This window comes from Candidatus Poriferisodalis sp. (genome assembly GCF_965205175.1).
Classification (GTDB): domain Bacteria; phylum Actinomycetota; class Acidimicrobiia; order Acidimicrobiales; family Poriferisodalaceae; genus Poriferisodalis.
Map to the genome: position 1 here is coordinate 606,361 of NZ_OZ242038.1, position 18,215 is coordinate 624,575.

15 protein-coding genes are annotated in these 18,215 nt (G+C 67.9%); 1 reads left to right on the forward strand and 14 read right to left on the reverse strand.

The genetic code is table 11. The features are described from left to right. Positions 1 to 99: 99 nt before the first annotated feature. From ACOGI4_RS02525 to purL, 4 genes are all read right to left on the reverse strand, one after another. Positions 100 to 1,515 (reverse strand): NAD-dependent malic enzyme, encoded by a 1,416-nt coding sequence (locus tag ACOGI4_RS02525; RefSeq protein ID WP_419842377.1) that lies wholly within the window; start codon positions 1,513 to 1,515, stop codon positions 100 to 102. A gap of 128 nt (positions 1,516 to 1,643) precedes the next feature. Then, positions 1,644 to 2,747: a phosphoribosylformylglycinamidine cyclo-ligase gene (gene purM / locus ACOGI4_RS02530; protein WP_419842378.1), complete on the reverse strand. Its 1,104-nt coding sequence runs from the start codon at positions 2,745 to 2,747 to the stop codon at positions 1,644 to 1,646. Then, positions 2,744 to 4,447, reverse strand: a complete 1,704-nt coding sequence (gene purF, locus ACOGI4_RS02535) for an amidophosphoribosyltransferase (protein WP_419842379.1) — start codon at positions 4,445 to 4,447, stop codon at positions 2,744 to 2,746. The genes purM and purF overlap by 4 nt, the downstream gene beginning before the upstream one ends. Continuing rightward, positions 4,447 to 6,819, reverse strand: coding sequence for a phosphoribosylformylglycinamidine synthase subunit PurL (gene purL, locus ACOGI4_RS02540; protein WP_419842380.1), 2,373 nt, complete (start codon positions 6,817 to 6,819; stop codon positions 4,447 to 4,449). The genes purF and purL overlap by 1 nt, the downstream gene beginning before the upstream one ends. A gap of 74 nt (positions 6,820 to 6,893) precedes the next feature. Between purL and ACOGI4_RS02545 the strand changes: the two genes are divergently transcribed. Further along, entirely contained in the window at positions 6,894 to 7,295 is a 402-nt protein-coding gene (locus ACOGI4_RS02545; RefSeq protein ID WP_419842381.1) for a hypothetical protein, read from the forward strand. 23 nt (positions 7,296 to 7,318) lie between these two features. On the opposite strand, the gene purQ is transcribed toward ACOGI4_RS02545, so the two are convergent. The 10 genes from purQ to ACOGI4_RS02595 form a co-directional block, all read right to left on the reverse strand. After that, positions 7,319 to 8,035, reverse strand: coding sequence for a phosphoribosylformylglycinamidine synthase subunit PurQ (gene purQ / locus ACOGI4_RS02550; RefSeq protein WP_419842382.1), 717 nt, complete (start codon positions 8,033 to 8,035; stop codon positions 7,319 to 7,321). Beyond that, positions 8,032 to 8,304 carry a phosphoribosylformylglycinamidine synthase subunit PurS gene (purS, locus tag ACOGI4_RS02555; RefSeq protein ID WP_419842383.1) on the reverse strand — a complete coding sequence of 91 codons (273 nt, stop codon included), beginning with the start codon at positions 8,302 to 8,304 and terminating at the stop codon, positions 8,032 to 8,034. Before purS ends, purQ begins: the two co-directional genes overlap by 4 nt. Positions 8,305 to 8,312: 8 nt before the next feature. Further along, entirely contained in the window at positions 8,313 to 9,218 is a 906-nt protein-coding gene (locus ACOGI4_RS02560) for a phosphoribosylaminoimidazolesuccinocarboxamide synthase (RefSeq protein WP_419842384.1), read from the reverse strand. A 90-nt stretch (positions 9,219 to 9,308) separates the two neighbouring features. After that, on the reverse strand, positions 9,309 to 10,742 hold the full coding sequence (purB, locus tag ACOGI4_RS02565; RefSeq protein WP_419843071.1) for an adenylosuccinate lyase: 1,434 nt from the start codon (positions 10,740 to 10,742) through the stop codon (positions 9,309 to 9,311). Positions 10,743 to 10,757: 15 nt separating this feature from the next. After that, positions 10,758 to 11,204 (reverse strand): 5-(carboxyamino)imidazole ribonucleotide mutase, encoded by a 447-nt coding sequence (gene purE, locus ACOGI4_RS02570; protein WP_419842385.1) that lies wholly within the window; start codon positions 11,202 to 11,204, stop codon positions 10,758 to 10,760. Positions 11,205 to 11,288: 84 nt separating this feature from the next. Continuing rightward, complete coding sequence (gene purD / locus ACOGI4_RS02575) at positions 11,289 to 12,638, reverse strand: phosphoribosylamine--glycine ligase (protein ID WP_419842386.1); 1,350 nt, start codon at positions 12,636 to 12,638, stop codon at positions 11,289 to 11,291. A gap of 97 nt (positions 12,639 to 12,735) precedes the next feature. Further along, complete coding sequence (locus tag ACOGI4_RS02580; protein WP_419842387.1) at positions 12,736 to 14,016, reverse strand: adenylosuccinate synthase; 1,281 nt, start codon at positions 14,014 to 14,016, stop codon at positions 12,736 to 12,738. Between the two features lie 46 nt (positions 14,017 to 14,062). Further along, positions 14,063 to 16,633, reverse strand: a complete 2,571-nt coding sequence (locus ACOGI4_RS02585; RefSeq protein ID WP_419842388.1) for an ATP-dependent Clp protease ATP-binding subunit — start codon at positions 16,631 to 16,633, stop codon at positions 14,063 to 14,065. Positions 16,634 to 16,763: 130 nt separating this feature from the next. Beyond that, the gene (locus ACOGI4_RS02590; RefSeq protein ID WP_419842389.1) at positions 16,764 to 17,231 is read right to left on the reverse strand and encodes a heat shock protein transcriptional repressor HspR; all 468 of its coding nucleotides are present in this window, start codon (positions 17,229 to 17,231) and stop codon (positions 16,764 to 16,766) included. Beyond that, positions 17,228 to 18,214: a DnaJ C-terminal domain-containing protein gene (locus ACOGI4_RS02595; RefSeq protein WP_419842390.1), complete on the reverse strand. Its 987-nt coding sequence runs from the start codon at positions 18,212 to 18,214 to the stop codon at positions 17,228 to 17,230. Before ACOGI4_RS02595 ends, ACOGI4_RS02590 begins: the two co-directional genes overlap by 4 nt. Between the last annotated feature and the right edge of the window lies 1 nt (position 18,215).

Genomic DNA, 18,215 nt, shown 5'->3' on the forward strand with positions numbered 1-18,215 from the left:
CCTCGGCGTGGCGGCAACGGCCGCTGCGCCGAGCATGCGAGTTCGCTTGCCGCAGCAGTGAGCTGTCGAGCGTTCGGGCAGCGAGTCTCGCCTGAGAGATCAGCAGCGCGTCACGCGGTCCGCATGGGCGGCTCGGGCGACAGCCGCTGCAACGGCGGGCACCACTGAACGGTCGAAGGCCGTCGGGATGACCAGATCGGGGCGCAGATCGTCGACCGACACCGCAGTGGCGATCGCCTCGGCTGCTGCGATCTTCATGTTCTCGGTGATGTCGGTGGCGCCGGCGTCGAACGCGCCGCGAAAGATCCCCGGAAACGCCAGCACGTTGTTGATCTGATTCGGGTAGTCGCTGCGGCCCGTGGCGATCACCGCTGCGAGGTCGCCGATGGCGTCGGGCAGGATCTCGGGGTCGGGATTTGCCATGGCGAACACGATCGGCCGCTTCGCCATCGTCGCCACGTCGTCCCGTGTGATCAGGCCGGGTCCGCTGAGGCCGAGGAACACGTCAGCGCCGGCCATGGCAGCCGACGCCGGACCGGCGACGCGCTCGGCGTTGGTGTTGGCAGCCAGCCACTCCTTGGCGTGGTTCAGCTCGACGCGTCCGGGATGGATGGTGCCTTGGCGGTCGCAGGCAATCACGTCGCCGATTCCGGCACCCAGCAGGATCTTGGCCGTCGCCACACCGGCCGCACCGGCGCCCAGGATGACGCAGCGCAGGTCTGCCAGTTCCTTGCCGACGAGCCGTGCCGAGTTCTCGAGCGCTGCCAAGGCGACCACTGCGGTTCCGTGCTGGTCGTCATGGAAGACGGGGATGTCCAGCGCTGCGCGCAGCGCTTCTTCGACCTCGAACGCTCCGGGCGCCGCGATGTCCTCCAGGTTGATCCCACCGAAGGTCGGCGCGAGCCGGATGACGGTCTCCACGATCTGTTCGGGCTCGCTCACGTCGAGGCAGATCGGGAAGGCGTCCACGTCGGCGAACTCCTTGAACAACAGCGCCTTGCCTTCCATGACCGGCATGGCTGCTGCGGGGCCGATGTCGCCGAGGCCGAGCACCGCAGTGCCGTCGGTGACGATGGCGACAGTGTTGGCCTTGATCGTCAGGTCGTGAACCCGCTCGGGCTGTTCCGCGATCGCCCGACAGACGCGGGCCACGCCCGGCGTGTAGGCCATGGACAGGTCGTCGGCGCCGCGCAGTGGGATCCGGCTGACGGTCTCGAGTTTGCCGCCGGCGTGCAACTCGAAGGTGCGGTCGAGCGCTGAGATGACGGTGATGCCCTCGAGGCCGTTCACTGCCGCGCAGATCCGCTCGACATGGTGCTCGCTCGACGCGTCCACCACGATGTGCTGGCGCAGGACGCCGTGGGTGATCGTGAATCCGTCGAGGCTCTGGATGTTGCCGCCGACATCGCCGATCGCGGTACACAGGCGGCCGAGAGTGCCGGGCTGGTGTGCCAACTCGACTTCGAGGGTGGCCGAGTACGCGGCGGTGGGTCGAGACGCTTCGGTGGCCGTCATGGGCAGTGACAGTCATGGACAGTCATGGGCGCTCCTGCGCGTGTGCAGCGCCGGCAGGCTATTGGGTCTGACCATAGGGTCTGATGTCGGGAAGTTGACCTGCCGAGTCTGGTTAGACGCCTGGGCACTCAGGAGTTGCGACCGCTCACGGATTCGTGCGGGCCGACGAGGTGAGCAACGCCGGTGCCCGATCGGATCTCGCCGACCACCCAAGCGTCGTGCCCGCCGGCGTGAGCGGAGTCAATGGCGACACCCACGTTCGATGTCGGCACCGCCACCACCATGCCGATGCCGAGATTGAACACACGTTCCATCTCCGCTGGGGACACGGGGCCGGCACCGGCAATGCGGCCGAAGATGGCCGGCTCGGGCCAGGTACCGCGGCGCAGCAGGGCATCTGCGTGCGGACTCAGCATTCGTGCAACGTTGGCGGCCAGGCCTCCCCCGGTGATGTGGGCGGCGCCGCGAGCGTCGCTGTCGCGGAACATCGACAGCACCGCCGGGGCGTAGATCACCGACGGCTGCAACAGCTCGTCGCCCAGCGTGCGATCCGCGCCCGGCCAGCACGGCTCGCCCAGCTGGGCCGCGTCGAGCGACCTGCCGCACAGGACGCGACGGGCGAGGCTGTAGCCGTTGCAGCGCAGCCCGCCCGACGCCAGCCCGACCAGCGCCAACCGATCGCCGCTCAGCGGACTCGGCAGATGTGCGCGCTGCGCGACGCCGACCGCGAAGCCGGCGACGTCGAACTCGCCTGGCGCCAGCGAGTCGGGGTGCTCTGCCAGCTCGCCGCCGACCAGGGCGCAGCCGGCGCTGCGACAGCCCGTGGCCAAGCCGCTCACGATGGCCTCGACAATGTCGGGGTCAAGCCGGCCGGCGGTGATCTGGTCGTGGAACAGCAACGGCTGTGCCGCGAGCGTGACGATGTCGTCGACGCACATGGCCACCACGTCGATGCCGATCGTGTCCCATCGGCCCAGCGCCGCGGCGATGAGCGGCTTGGTACCGGCGCCGTCGTTCGCGCTCACCAGCACCGGATCACGCAAACCTGGCGGAAGCGCAGTGACTGCGCCGAACGCGCCGATGTCGCTCAGCACCTCGGGCCGATAGGTGCTGCGTGCGTGCGGCGCCAGACGTCGCACCGCTTCGTCGGCCACGGCGATGCTCACACCGGCCGCCTCGTAGGTGTGCGGCGTCGCTGCTTCGGCGGCGTCGAGTGCCCTTGGGGGCTTCATCGTGCGCTGGGCACGGTGACGGTGCCGGCGTGCGCGTTGGCCTCTGCCGTGCCTGTTGCAATGCCGCCTGTTGCAATGCCCGTCGCAATCAACGAACGACGCGGCTCACCCGTCGTGTCGGCGAAGACCTCTGCCTGCGCTCTCGCGCCGATCTCCACCGGATAGTCGCCGGTGAGGCACGCATGGCAGAAGCCGCCGCCGGGCACACCGGTGGCTTCGACGAGCTGCTCGAGACTCAGGTACGCCAGCGAATCGACGCCCAGATACTCCTGGATCTGCGCCAGGTCACGATTCGCCGCGAGCAGCTCGTCGTAGGTGCCGGTGTCCATGCCGTAGAAGCACGGCCAGCGATACGGCGGCGAGGAGATGCGCAGGTGCACCTCCGCAGCGCCGCTGGTGCGCAGCATCTCGATGATCGATCGGGTGGTCGTGCCCCGCACAATCGAATCGTCGACCACCACGAGCCGACGACCGTCGATGTTCGGCCGGATCGGATTCAGCTTGGTTCGCACGCCCAAGGATCGGACGTGCTGGTTCGGGGCGATGAAGGTGCGTCCGATGTAGCGATTCTTGACCAGCCCGTCGCCGTAGGCCACGCCGCTGGCGCGCGCGTAGCCCTGCGCTGCTGGAATGCCGGACTCCGGCACTGGCATCACCAAGTCCGCGTCGACCGGCGCGTTCGATGCGAGATGCGCGCCCATTCGCTGCCGTGCCGCATGCACGTTCTGGCCGGCCAAGGACGTGTCCGGTCGCGAGAAATAGACGAACTCGAACACGCACAGATGCGAGGACAGCTCATCGCTGCGTACCGCGGCGGCAGGTGCCGAGCTGCCGCCTGACGGTGTGCTGCCTGCCGGACGGGCGGCGAACGGCCACAGCGAACGGCATCCGGCAGCGTCGATGGCGATCATCTCCCCCGGCCGAACCTCGCGTTCGAACGTTGCGCCGACCACCTCCAGCGCGGGATTCTCCGAGGCCAGCGCCCAGCCGCTGTGTCGAGCAGCGGTACCCGACTGCGCGCGGGCTTGGTGGGCACCGTTCTGGTCTGTGCGGTGCTGATCTGTGCTGTATCGGTCTGCAGGGAACCGGCCGAGGCATAACGGCCAGATGCCGTGAGGATCGCGTACCCCGATGAGGCGCTCACGGTCGGCGACCACGAACGTGAAGCCGCCACGAAGGCGGGGAAGCACATCCGCTATTGCCTCGGTGACGGCCTCGCGCGGGCGCAGGCGCGTGGCTTGGGGCGAGGCATTGATGCGCTGGGCAATGAGCTCTGCGACCAAGTCGCTGTCGCTGGTGACCGTGCCGTCGAGCATTCCCGACGAGGACGCCAGCTCGGCGGTGTTGGTGAGATTCCCATTGTGGCCGAGTGCGAACTCCGTGCCGCCGACATCCCGGTAGAACGGCTGGGCGGCGCGCCAGGAACTCGACCCCGTCGTGGAGTAGCGGGTGTGGCCTATAGCAAGATCGCCCGTCAGCCCTGCCAGCACCCGGTCGTCGAAAGCACTGGCGACGAGTCCCATGTCCTTCACGACCGTGAGGTGAGTGCCGTCGGACACGGCGATGCCGGCCGACTCCTGGCCTCGATGCTGCAGCGCGTACAGCCCGAGGTAGCTCAAGTGAGCCACCGGACCGCCGGGCAGGTACACCCCGAAGACACCGCAGGCTTCGCGTGGCTTGTCGAGGTCGACGCCGCTCATCACGCGCCTCGTGGCGCCGTCGCGGCGGCGGGCTGGGCGAACGTCTGCGGCAGTGCCCCGCGCCACCGTTCGAGCAGGTCGTCGAGCGAAATGTCGACATCGGGATCAGCAGCGGGATCGACGTCTCTGCCCCGTCCGCCGAGGCAACCGATCTGCACGCTCGATCCGCCGAACACGCCCAGATGGCCGCACGCGATTCCCGCGGCGGCGGCGGCGCGCACAAGACGCTCGACGTCTTCGCGCGCAACGGCTGCCAGGACGCGACCGGGCAGCTCGGCGAACAGCGCTCTCGGGACCGGCTCAGGCGAGCCGAGCAGCGGTATGCGCGCCTGCACGCCGACGCGACCGTGACAGCACATCTCTGCGAGAGCCACGCCGAGGCCGCCGTCGGAGACGTCGTGCGCGAGCAGCACGAGACCGTCGCGCACGGCAGAGGCGACGAAGCGGACCGTGGCAATGACACCTGCGAGGTCGAGCTCGGGCAGCGCTCCGTCACGGCAGCCGCGGCGTTCCCACGCCCACCTGCTGCCGCCCAACGGCGCGCTGAACGGTGGGTCAAGGCCAGATGGTGCAGCGCCGGCGACGAGGCTTGGGTCGAAGGCCAGCATCAGGAGCTGTGTGCCCTGCGGCAGGTCCTCGGCAATCGGCCGTCGCTGCAGATCGGGATGCACGCCGACCATGCACACCACCGGCGTCGGGCAAATGTCCACGCCGTCGGTCTCGTTGTAGAGGCTGACGTTGCCGCCGACGACCGGCACGCCGAGCGCACGGCACGCCTCCGACATTCCGTCGACGGCCTCGCTGAGCTGCCACATGACCTCGGGATGCGTCGGATTGCCGAAGTTGAGGCAGTTGACCACCGCCAGCGGGTCCGCACCCACACATGCCAGGTTCAGTGCCGCCTCGAGCACCACCATGGCGGTGCCACGACGGGGTTCCGCATGGCACCAGCGATGGTTGCCGTCGACGGTCACTGCGAGTCCGCGGCCGACCGACATGCCGTTGCGAGGATCGCGCAGCCGCAGCAGCGCGGCGTCGTGCCCGGGGCCGACCACGGTATTCAAGAACAGCTGGTGGTCGTACTGGCGGTAGACCCAGCTCGGGTCGGCCAGCATCGCCGTCAGATCACCGGCACAGTCGTCGGCCCAGCGCTCAGTACCGGCTGGGGCGACACAGGCTGGGTCGATACTGCGGCGAGTCTCCAAGTCCAGCGGCGGACGGCGTGGACGGTCATAGGACGGCGCATCGTCATGCAGCGTGGCAGCAGGAACCTCTGCCAGCACCGGACCGTCCAGGCCGTCGGTGACCCGCAACAGGCCGTCGCCGGTCACGCGTCCGACCACTGTCGCAGTGACCTCCCACTGAGCGCAGATCTCCAGCACTCGACCGACATCGGCAGGCGACACGATTGCCAGCATGCGCTCCTGGGATTCGGAGGTCATGATCTCAAACGGGGCCATGGGGCGCTGGCGCAGGGGCACTGCTGTGACATCGACTTCCATGCCAGTACCGCCCCGAGCAGCAGTCTCGCTCGCGGCACACGTCAAGCCGGCGCCGCCGAGATCCTGAATGCCGCTGACGAGACCTGCGTCGAGCAGCTCGAGGCAGGCTTCGATGAGACGCTTCTCCTCGAATGGGTCGCCGACTTGAACGCTCGGGCGCTTCGCCGACTCGTCGTCGGACTCGGCGAATCCTGCCGACGCAAGCACGCTGACGCCGCCGATGCCGTCGCGACCGGTGGCCGCTCCCATGAGCACGGCTGCGCTGCCCGGCTCGGTGGCACGACCGAGCACCAAGCGTTCGACGGGCATGATCCCGAGCGCAGCCACGTTGACCAACGGATTGTCGCGATAGGACTCGCACGACACGAACTCTCCCGCGATCGTGGGCACCCCGACGCTGTTCCCGTAACCCGATATTCCGCTCACGATGCCCGCGGCAATCCAGTTGCTGCGCGGCTCGTCGAGCGGGCCCACGCGCAACGGATCCGCGAGCGCAATGGGTCGCGCCCCCATAGTGAAGATGTCCCGCAGGATGCCCCCGACTCCGGTCGCCGCACCCTGGTAGGGCTCGATCGCGGAAGGATGGTTGTGACTCTCGATGCGCATGGCAATGGCCAAGCCGTCGCCCACATCGACCACGCCTGCATTCTCGCCCGGGCCCACGAGCACCCAGGGCGCGTCGGTCGGCAAGCGCCGTAGATGGTGGCGCGACGATTTGTACGAGCAATGCTCGGACCACATCACGGCATACATCGCGAGTTCCAGATGATTCGGCACCCGATCCAGGAGTTCGCAGATGCGGCGGTACTCGGCGTCGCTCAAGCCAAGCGCCACGTGCATGCTCGACGACCCGGACGGCTCGGCGGTCACGCCACACCGGCTTCGTCAGTGGACTGGTCGGTGGGTTCAGTGGAAATGCCAGGAATATGTGCTATACAGATGTCATGAGTGAACGCACTATGACCGATGAACACAAAGCCGCCATTGCCGCGGGCCGTATCGAGGCCGCGGCGGTGCGGGACTATCTGGAGGCTCTGGACGCACACCGGCCCCGGCGGGGTCGCAAGCCGACGGCCGAATCGCTGCATGCCAAGCGGGATGCCATCGACGCACAGATGGGTGAGGCGAAGCCGATCAAGCGTCTGCTGCTGATGCAGGAACGTCGAGATGTCGAGACGGCCATCGAGCGGCTGCAGGTCGAACCCGATATGGCTTCCGCCGAAGCAGGCTTTGTGACGCACGCAGCCGGCTACGGACAGCGCAAGGGAATTCAGTACGCGACTTGGCGCGAGTTCGGCGTTCCGGCGGACGTCTTGGCGCGCGCAGGCATCGTCCGGAGCAACTGAACCCGGCACTGCTGAACACCGGGTCATCGGATGCCGATGCCCGGAGTACGGCACCGGCCACCCGAACGGCGGAAGCCTGCTGCGGCATGTGTCAACGCGCCGAGCAGCCTGCACCCGTCCGCCGAACCCAGGAGTTCCGATGTCGCCCGCTCCGGATGCGGCATCAGACCCACCACATTGCCCGACTCGTTGCGCACGCCGGCGATGTCGTCGGTCGACCCGTTCGGATTGTCGACGTAGCGCATGACGACTTGTCCGCTGGCGTGCAGGCGTCGCAGCGTCGCAGCGTCGCACACATAGTTGCCTTCGAAGTGATTGATCGGAATGCTCAGTTCTTCCATGGGCGACAACCCGTGGCCCAGCACATGCTTCACCGACGCCATGACCACCCGCTGCGGCGAGCAGACAAACGACAGTCCGGCATTGCGGCGCAGCGCTCCCGGCAGCAGTCCGGCCTCGGTCAGCACTTGGAATCCGTTGCATATGCCGACCACGGGACCTCCAGCGGCGGCGAACGCCTTCACTGCTGACATGACCGGCGAGCATCGGGCGATGGCGCCGGTGCGCAAGTAGTCGCCATAGGCAAAGCCGCCCGGAATGATCACGGCATCGGCGTTGCCCAGCGAGGCCGCATCACTTCGCAGGAGTTCGGTTCTCGTCCCGATATCGGCCAAGGCGTCGAACGTGTCGAGGTCGCAGTTCGTGCCCGGAAATCGTACGACGCCGACCGTGACGCTCATGGATCGTGATGCTGCGGTACGGCATGCACCTCGATGCGAGCAACTTCGATCACCGGATTCGCCAGCAGGCGGCCGCACATCTGCTCGGCCATCGAGCGGGCTTGCGCGACGTCGGCGGCTGCGATCTCCATGCGAATCGCTTTGCCCACCCTGACCCCGCTGACGCCCAAGAAGCCCAGTGCACCGAGAGCTCGTTCTGTGGTGGCACCGGCTGGGTCGGCTATCTCGGCACGAGGCGAGACTTCAACCAACACATCCCAGCGGCTCACGTGCCCATTCATGTGCTCGCGGCACTCGTCGGAATGCCCGAAGACATCAGCCAGCGGTTGAACGGTTCGCCGGTCAACGTCTCATACGCCTCGAGGTAGCGGGCGCGGGTGGCATCGACCACCGTGTCGCTCAGCGGCGGCGGCGGCGGCTGCTTGTTCCAGCCAGTGGCTTCGGTGGCGTCGCGCACCGGCTGCTTGTCGAGCGACGGCGGCGAGGTACCGGGCTGCCAGTGTTCCCTGGGCCAGAAGCGGGAAGAGTCGGGAGTGAGCAATTCGTCAGCAATGACCAGTTCGCCGTCCACGTAGCCCAACTCGAACTTCGTGTCGGCGATGATGATGCCCCGCTCTGCCGCATACGCGGCAGCGGCGCTGTAGGCCTCAACACTCATGCGGCGCGCGGCCTGAGCAGCTTCGGCGCCGACTAGCTCTACGGCCGCAGCGAAAGAGACATTCACATCGTGCCCATCAGTCGCCTTGGTGGACGGCGTGAAGACCGGCTCGGGGAGCTGCTGCGACTCCAGGAGGCCGGCGGGCAGCGGTTCGTCGTGCATGGTGCCGTGGTCTCGGTATTCCTTCCACGCCGAGCCCGTGATGTAGCCGCGCACGATGCACTCGATCGGCAGCATGTGCGCTCGACGCACGAGCAATGCGCGACCGGCCCAGTCGCTGTGATGCGCAGCGGCCGGAAAGTCCGCGGGATCAGCCGAGACCACATGCGTGGGCGCTAGGTCGCTGAGCCACGCCGACCACCACGCGGTCATTGCGGTCAGCACACGTCCCTTGTCGGGCACCGGCGCCTCGAACACGACATCGAAGGCCGAGATGCGGTCGCTCGCGACCATCAACAGGTGCTCGTCGTCGACGCTGTACATCTCGCGCACCTTGCCTCTGTGGACTAACTCAAGCTCGTTCACGTTGCTCCTTTGCTGGTCCTGTGCCGGCTCGGCATGGCTGGGCAGCCAGAGGCCGTCCGGGTTCATGGCGCCGGGTCGACTGCACCGGGTTCACAGCACGGGACTCGGCTCGTAGTCGACGGCGTCGCGATACCGCTGCGCCACGTCGTGCGCCGCGGCGACGAAGTCGTCGACCTGAGCGCCGGCCCGGCCGCTGAACGACGCCGGATCGCTCAGCGCTGCTGCGACATCGGCTGCGGTGAGCTGCAGCTGCGGATCAGCGGCGATGCGGGCGGCGAGGTCGTTCTGGTCGGCGCCGCCTTGGCGCAGCGCCAACGCAGCGGCCGTCGCGTGGGCGCCGATGCGGCGGTGAGCTGCTTCGCGGCCGGTGCCCGCAGCCACGGCTGCGGCGAGCAGGCGAGAGGTCGCGAGGAACGGCAGGTAGGTCGCGAGTTCCGCCTCTACCCGTGCCGGAAAGACGGCGAAGCCCTCCAGAATGCTGAAGGCAGTCTCCAGCGCGCCGTCGAGCGCGAAGAACGCATCGGGCAACACGAGGCGCCGCACGACCGAGCAGCTGACGTCCCCTTCGTCCCACTGGGCGCCGGCGAGCTGCGACGCCATTGTCAGGTGTCCTCGCAAGATGGTGACCAAGCCGGTGACTCGCTCGCAGGAGCGGGTGTTCATCTTGTGCGGCATGGCCGAGGAACCGACTTGCCCGGCAGCGAATCCTTCGCTCACCAGTTCATGGCCGGCACCCAGTCGTACCATGAGCGCCAGATTGCCCAGCGGCGCTGCAGCACCCACCAGCACGGCGACTACGTCGAGGTCCAGCGAACGCGGATAGACCTGCCCCGCTGCACCGAGCACCCGCGTGAAGCCCAGCTCGGCGGCGATCCGTCGCTCAAGGCGATCTGCTGCCTCGGGGTCGCCGCCCAACAACTCAAGCATGTCCTGCTGTGTGCCCACCGGTCCCCGGATGCCGCGCAACCGATAGCGCTCGATGAGTCCTTCGATGCGCTCAAGCGAGACGAGCGCCTCGGTGCCGAGCGTCGCCCAGCGCTTGCCCAGCGTGGTTGCCTGTGCCGGCACATTGTGCGTGCGAGCGGCCATGACCACGTCTCGGTGAGCGCTCGCCAATGCGGCGATGCGAACGATCACTGCCGCCATCCGGCCGGCGACAAGGTCCAATGCTGCTCTGATCTGGCACTGCTCGACGTTCTCGGTGACATCGCGCGAGGTCATGGCTCGATGGATCTGCTCGTAGCCGGCGAGTGCGCAGAACTCCTCAATGCGCGCCTTCACGTCGTGGCGCGTGATGCGCTCCCGTGCGGCAATCGAGTCGAGGTCCACCTGGGTCACCACTTTGCGATACGCGTCCACGGCACCGTCCGGCACGGGCACACCAGCATCCCGCTGAGCTTCGAGCACGGCGATCCACAACTGTCGTTCGAGCACCACCTTGTGGCGCGGCGACCACAGATCAGCCATTTCCTCGGTGGCGTAACGCGTCGCCAAGACGTTGGGCACTTCGACTGTACTCACGATGGGCTCACGACGGGTTCACCGGGCGCCTGCAGCGCGAAACTCGTCGAGCTGTGCAGCGAGCCCTGGATCGCTCACCGCCAAGATCTCCACAGCCAGCACAGCCGCGTTCGCCGATCCGTTCACCGCGACGGTAGCCACCGGGATGCCCTTGGGCATCTGCACCGTGGACAGCAAGGCGTCGAGCCCGTCGGCGAGGCCGCCGCTCAGCGGCACACCGATCACCGGAAGGGTCGTGTGCGCCGCCACCACACCGGCCAAGTGCGCGGCCATGCCGGCACCGCAGATCACCGCGGCGAAGCCGTCCCGGCGCGCCGCCGCAGCGAACGATGCCACTGCGGCGGGCGTGCGATGGGCGCTCATCACTTCGCTCACGTGGTCGATGCCGAACCTGTCGAGCATGTCCGTGGCCGGCGCCATCTTGGCTGCATCGTTCGCCGAACCCATCAAGATGGCGACCTTCATGGCGTGGCTCTCCCTGCTTGTTCACGGTTGTCACGGGCCCGCAGACCATCGACGACGCAAGCCCTCGTCATCGACAGGCACCCGTCATGCGCGAGTCTCGCCGCACGGAGGCGTCGAACGGGACATATCCGCCGAGTGCGTCGTTGCAGGCGGCGTCACTGGCGGCGGCGCGGCGATGTCGGTTCGGTAGGTCATGCCGGGCCAGCTGAGGCACCCGACAGCTTCGTAGGCACGCTCACGTGCGGCAGCCACATCGGGTCCGCGACCGCACACGCTCAGCACGCGGCCGCCCGCGGTCACCCACGATGCAGGCGGCGAAGCGGCGGCAGGGCTGTGTTCGGTCCCGGCGGGAGGGGAGCGTCGGACCCCGACACCCGCACAGAAAACGGTGGCGCCGCGGACTTGGCGTGCACGGTCGAGACCTGCGATCACGTCGCCTGCGCGCGGTGCCGCCGGGTAGCCCTGCGCGGCGCAGACCACGCACACCATGGCGTCGTCGGAGAGTTCGACGTCTTCGGCCAACTCGCCTGCCGCTGCGCCCGCCAGCAGCGAGGCGAGATCGTTGTCGATGCGCGGCAACGTGACTTGGGCTTCGGGATCGCCGAAGCGGACGTTGAACTCCAGCAGTCGGGGTCCGTCGGAAGTCAGCATGAAGCCGGCGTAGAGCACGCCTCGGTACTCGACACCGCGTCGGGACAATTCGGTCAGCGTGGGCTCGAACGCCAGCGCAGCCAATTCGGCACAGGCGGCCCGGTCCACATCGGCCAACGGGGACACGCAGCCCATGCCGCCGGTGTTGGGTCCCGTGTCGCCGTCGCCGAGGCGCTTGTGGTCGCGCACGGCCGTGGGCAGCAGCACTGCGCGACGGCCGTCGCAGAACGCGAACAGCGACACCTCTGGGCCGCGCATCCCTTGCTCGATCACGATGCGGCGGCCTGCCTCGCCGAACGCGCTCCCGTCCAGCTTGGCGTCGATGTCGCTGTGCGCTGCTGCGGCGTCGTCGGTGACAAGCACGCCTTTTCCGGCCGCGAGCCCGCTCGTCTTGATGACATACGGAGGCGACAGGGTCTCCAAGTAGGCGTGTGCCGCCCGGCGGTCGGTCGGCGCGTTGGCGAAGGTGGCGTACGCCGCCGTCGGCACGCCGGCTGCGCTGACCACCGCTTTCATCCATGCCTTGGAACTCTCCAGTGCGGCTCCGGCTGCGTTCGGCCCGAAGACAAGTCGACCCGCTGCGCGCAGGCGGTCAGCGAGGCCGTCGGCCAGCGGACCCTCTGGTCCGATGACGTACAGGTCGGCATCGATCTCTGTGGGAGCAGCGTCGATGCTGCCCGGGATGCCTGGATTGCCCGGCGTGACGACGACATCCGCGCTTCGTGCCAGAACGCTCGCGAAGGCGTGCTCGCGCCCGCCATGGCCGACCACACAGACTCTCATGGGCCGGCCGTCATCTGGCGGCTCTCAGGTGGCCGTTCTGGTGCGAATGTTCTGGTGTAGCCGTTCTCATCTGCCCATTCAGATACAGCCGGGCCGTTCACGCGGCGAAGCGGATGTACTGCTCGCGGCCCGGGCCGACGCACACGTAGCGGATGGGCAACCCGAGCTGACGTTCGAGGAACACGATGTAGTCCACTGCCTGGCGGGGCAGTTGCCACCGCTCGGTCACGTGTTCCAGCGGTGTCTTCCAGCCGGGCAGCGTCGCGTAGACCGGTTGCGCTCGGTCGCACAGCGAGCGCAGATGCGGCAGGTAGTCATAGCGGCGGCCGTCCACTTCGTAGGCGACGCAGACGTGGATCGTGTCCAGCTCGTCGAGCACGTCGAGCTTGGTGAGCGCGAGCTCCGTGCAGGCATTGAGGCGGGCAGCTTGGCGGCCCATGACGGCGTCGAACCATCCGCAGCGACGACGACGCCCGGTGTTGGTGCCGAACTCGGCGCCGCGTTCGACCAAGACGTCGCCGATGGCGTCGGTCAGTTCGGTCACGAAGGGTCCCGAGCCGACCCGGGTGGTGTACGCCTTCGCGATGCCGATGACCTGATCGACGGCGCCGGGTCCGATGCCAGAGCCGACCAAGGCGAATCCGGCAACCGGATTGGAGGACGTGACGAATGGGTAGGTGCCGTGGTCGAGGTCCAGGAAGGTCGCCTGGGCGCCTTCGAACAGCACGCGTTCTCCTGCGTGCAGCGCTTCGTGCAGCCAGCCCACCGTGTCGCCGATCAAGGGTGCCAGCCGCGGCGCTACGTGCGTGATGAGTTCGTCAGCCAGTTCGTCAGGATCGACTCCGGGATGCGAGTAGACGTTCTGCAGGTACGCGTTGCGCTCAGCCAGCACGCCGAACAGTCGGGCGCGCAGCGTCTGCGGTTCCAGCAGATCCTCGACCCGGAGCCCGACCCGCGCTGCCTTGTCGGCGTACGCCGGCCCTATGCCGCGCTTGGTGGTGCCGAGCTTGGCATCGCCTCGCTGGGTTTCGGCGAGCTCGTCGGCGAGCTGGTGATACGGCAGCACGAGGTGCGCCGCCGGGCTGAGCATCAGTCGGCTGCAGTCCACTCCCCGATTGCTCAGCATGTCGATTTCGTCGATGAGCACCCAGGGATTGACCACTACGCCGTTGCCGATGATCGGCGTCACATGGTCGTACAACACTCCGCTGGGGATGAGCTGCAACGCAAACGTCTGGCCGTCGACGACGATGGTGTGCCCTGCATTGTGGCCGCCTTGGTAGCGGACGACATGCTGGCAGTCCTTCGCAACGATGTCGACGATCCGGCCCTTGCCTTCGTCGCCCCACTGCATTCCCACCACGATCGAGCCCGGCACGGCTCAGCCCGCGGCCGACCGGCGAGATGGACTCGTCGTCACCAAGTCAGCCTACGCGTCCTGGGTCGGCTGTGGCGGACGATGCTCGTTTGGTCAGGCCCAGCTCGCCGTCGATGCTGTCCGCAGCTACGGTGTCACCCTCGGCGAAAGTGCCGGCGAGCAGGCCGGCGGCCAAGCGATCCGTCAGCTCCCGCTGTATCAGTCGGCGCAGCGGCCGGGCACCGTAGGCCGGGTCGTAGCCGCGGTTGGCCAGCAGCTCGACGGAGGCCGGGCTCACTTCGAGCGTGATGTCACGTTCGGCGAGTCGGCGGCGCAGGATCTCGATCTGCAGACCGGCGATGGCCGCGACATCGGCTCTGCTGAGCGGATCGAAGCGCAGGATCTCATCGACGCGATTGACGAACTCGGGGGCGAAGAACTCCTCGGGCGGCACCGCCAGATTCGAGGTCATGATGAGCACCGCGTTGGAGAAGTCCACGGTGCGCCCCTGACCGTCGGTCAGCCGGCCGTCGTCGAGCACTTGCAGCAGCACGCTGAACACGTCGGTGTGCGCCTTCTCTATCTCGTCGAGCAGGACCACCGAGTACGGGCGCCGCCGTACCGCTTCGGTCAGCTGACCTCCGTCGTCATGGCCGATGTAGCCAGGCGGCGCGCCGATCAGCCTGCTGACCGAATGCCGTTCCAGGTACTCGGACATGTCGATGCGAACCATGGCGCGCTCGTCGTCGAACAGCGCTTGGGCCAGCGCGCGGGCCAGCTCGGTCTTGCCGACGCCGGTCGGGCCGAGGAACAGGAAGCTCCCGATGGGCCGATCAGGCTCGTTCAACCCCGCTCGGCTTCGGCGGATGGCGTTTGCCACCGCGGTCACGGCGTGCCGTTGACCGACCACCCGGCGGGCGAGCGTCTCTTCGAGATGCACCAGCTTGTGTGCCTCGCCTTCCAGCAGCCGGTTCGTGGCGATGCCGGTCCAGCGCGACACCACCTCGGCGATGTCGTTGGCATCCACTTCTTCTCGAAGGATCCGCTTGTCGGCTTGCAACCGCGCCAACTCCTGCGCGGCTTCGTCGAGGCGCCGATTCACCTCGGGAAGCTGCCCGAAGCGGATCTCCGCCGCCTGTTCGAGGTCGGTCGCGCGCTCCACTTGGGCAGCGAGGGACTCTGCGGTGGACTTGAGCGCTCTGATCTCAGCGATGGCTGACTTCTCTGCTTGCCAATGTGCCTTGAGGGCTGCCGCGCGTTCGCGCTCGGCGGCCAGCTCCTGCGCGATGTCGTCGAGCCGCTGCTGTTCGGCGCGCCCGCCGGAGACCTCGTCGCCGCGCAGTGCCAGCTCTTCGATCTCGAGCTGACGCATACGCCGCTCGCACACGTCGATCTCCAGCGGAACCGAGTCGATCTCGATGCGCAGACGGCTGGCGGCCTCGTCCATGAGGTCAATGGCTTTGTCGGGCAGGAAGCGCTCTCGCAGATACCGGTCCGACAAGGTGACTGCGGCAACCACGGCCGCATCGGTGATGCGAACGCCGTGGTGCACTTCGTAGCGCTCTTTCAGGCCTCGCAGGATGGCCACCGCGTCGTCGACCGCCGGCTCGCCTACGTAGACCGGCGCGAAGCGCCGTTCGAGGGCGGCGTCGTCTTCGATGTGCCGGCGGTACTCGTCCAGCGTGGTCGCGCCGACGAGCCGCAGCTGGCCCCGGGCCAGCATCGGCTTGAGCATGTTGGCAGCGTCCAGCGAGCTGTCGCCGCCGGCGCCCGCGCCGACCAGCGTGTGCACCTCGTCCAGGAAGGTGATGATCTCGCCGTCGGACTCGACGATCTCGCCCAGCACTGCTTCGAGCCGTTCCTCGAACTCGCCCCGGTACTTGGCGCCGGCCACCATGGCCGCCAGATCGAGCGCCACGACTCGCTTGCCGCGCAGGCCCTCGGGAACGTCGCCTTGGGCGATGCGCTGGGCCAGGCCCTCGACGATGGCCGTTTTGCCGACGCCCGGCTCTCCGATCAGGACCGGGTTGTTCTTGGTGCGTCGTGACAGCACTTGGATGATCCGGCGGATCTCGTCATCGCGGCCGATGACGGGATCGAGCTTGTCCTCGCGAGCCTCCTCGGTGAGATCTCGGCCGTATCGCTCCAGCGCCGCAAAGGAGTTCTCCGGCGACGGCGACGTGACGCGTGTGTTGCCGCGCAACTCGCCGACCATGGTCGCCAACGTGTCCCGATCGGCGCCGAGCCTGTCCGCGAGCGCAATGAGCAGATGCTCGGTGGACAGGTAGTCGTCGCCCATCTGGGAACGCTCGGCGTCGGCAGCGGCCAGCGTCTGGACCAGGTCACGGGCGAGCCCGGGCTGCGGCTGTGCTTGTGTGCTGAAGCTGCGCGGCAGGCGTCCGAGAGCATCCATCGCACGCGAGCGCACACTGGCCGGTTCGATTCCGGCGTGCGCGAGCACGGGCAGCACGAGGCCCTCCGGCTGCGAGACCAGTGCCATCAGCACGTGGTCCGCAGTGACTTCCGGGTGTCCTTGGCTCTGCGCGGCACCCGCGGCCGCCGCGAGTGCCTCCTGGCACTTGTGGGTCAGAGGACTGGAGGGCAGCGGATGATTGCGGGGGTCGATGTCACTATTCATGCTGTCAAGCATATCACTAAACTTGATGGTCCAACACTCAGATTTATTGATACGGAGGATTAGAGCGAACAGACGAGAGCGCCCAGCGCGATTCGCTCGGAACCGTCGGCCGAACGCATCGCTCCGGGTGTCACGGCCGCGCCCCGGGACCCGAACCGGGGCGCTGTGCGGCAGGACTCGACGCGGCGGGATTCGGTGGGATCGGGCGATGCGGCACGAGGTCGGACCGCGGCATCGGCACCAAGTCGCGGCGGTAGTGGCGGTGCGTCTGCGCCACCGCAGCGGCGGCGGCGGCACGAGCTTCGGCGAGTTCGCGCTCCAGCGTTGCCACGCGCTCCTCGAGCTCCAGGACGCGCTTGACGCCCGCGAGGTTGAGTCCTTCGCTGGTGAGCTGGCTGATGCGGTTCAGCATGGCGATGTCACGGTCGCTGTAGCGACGGCTGCCGCCCGAGGTTCGAGCAGGCGCCAGCAGGCCCTTGCGCTCGTAGATCCTCAGCGTCTGCGCGTGAACGCCGGCCAGCTCGGCGGCTACCGAGATGATGTAGAGCGCACGATGTCGTTCGGACGCAGACGACGGTCGACGTGGCTGCTCGCTCATGTCGGCACTCCTGCTGCTGCGTCAGCGAGCGTCGCGGGTTCCGGCCCGTCATCGGCGGCATCCTCGCCGGCGCCCCGCTCGAAGTCGGTGACGTTGCGCAGTGCCTCGATGGCAGCCCGCTCTGCGGGCGACAGCTTGGCCGGCACGATGATCTCGACGCTCACGAGCAGATCCCCCGTGCCGCGGCGGGTGGCGATACCGCGGCCGCGGACCCGGAAGGTCTTGCCCGACGGCGTGCCCGGCGGGATGCGCAGCGTGATCGAGTTCCCGTCGAAGTCCACCACCGTCACATCGGCGCCGAGTGCCGCCTCGGGGAACGTCAGCGGCACACTGAGCGTGAGATTCCTGCCGTCTCGCCCGAACTCGGCGTCGGGCGCAACATCGACGAGCACGAACAGATCACCGTTCGGGCCGCCGCCTGAACCGGGCGAGCCTCTGCCCGCGAGCCTGATCCGTCCGCCGTCGGCGACTCCGGCGGGAATGCGCGCCTTGACCTTGCGGAAGCTGCCTGACGACGCGTTCGGCACCGATACCTCGGCGACGGCCCCACGCACGGCATCGCGAAACGAGATGCCGACGCGCGCCTCCAGATCGCGGCCCCGCATGGGTATCGCTCCGCCTGGACCGGACGGTCCGCGACCGTTGCCGAACAGGTCGCCGAAGATGCCGCCGAGGTCGCCCAAATCCTCGAGCCGGATGCTGAAGCCGCCCGGGCCCGCAGCGAAGCCGCCCATGCCTGCGCCCATCCTGGCGGGGCCCAAGCGTCGCGCTTCGTCGTAGGCGGTGCGCTTTTTGGCATCGCCCACGACGTCGTACGCCGCGGAGATCTGCTTGAAGCGCTCCTCGTCGCCTGCCTCGGCATCCGGATGGTGCTTGCGAGCGAGCTTGCGGTAGGCCTTGGTGATGTCGGTGGCCGACGCATCGGGCGACACTCCCAAGACTGCGTAGTAGTCCACCTCGAACCACTCGCGTCGTGGGTCCATC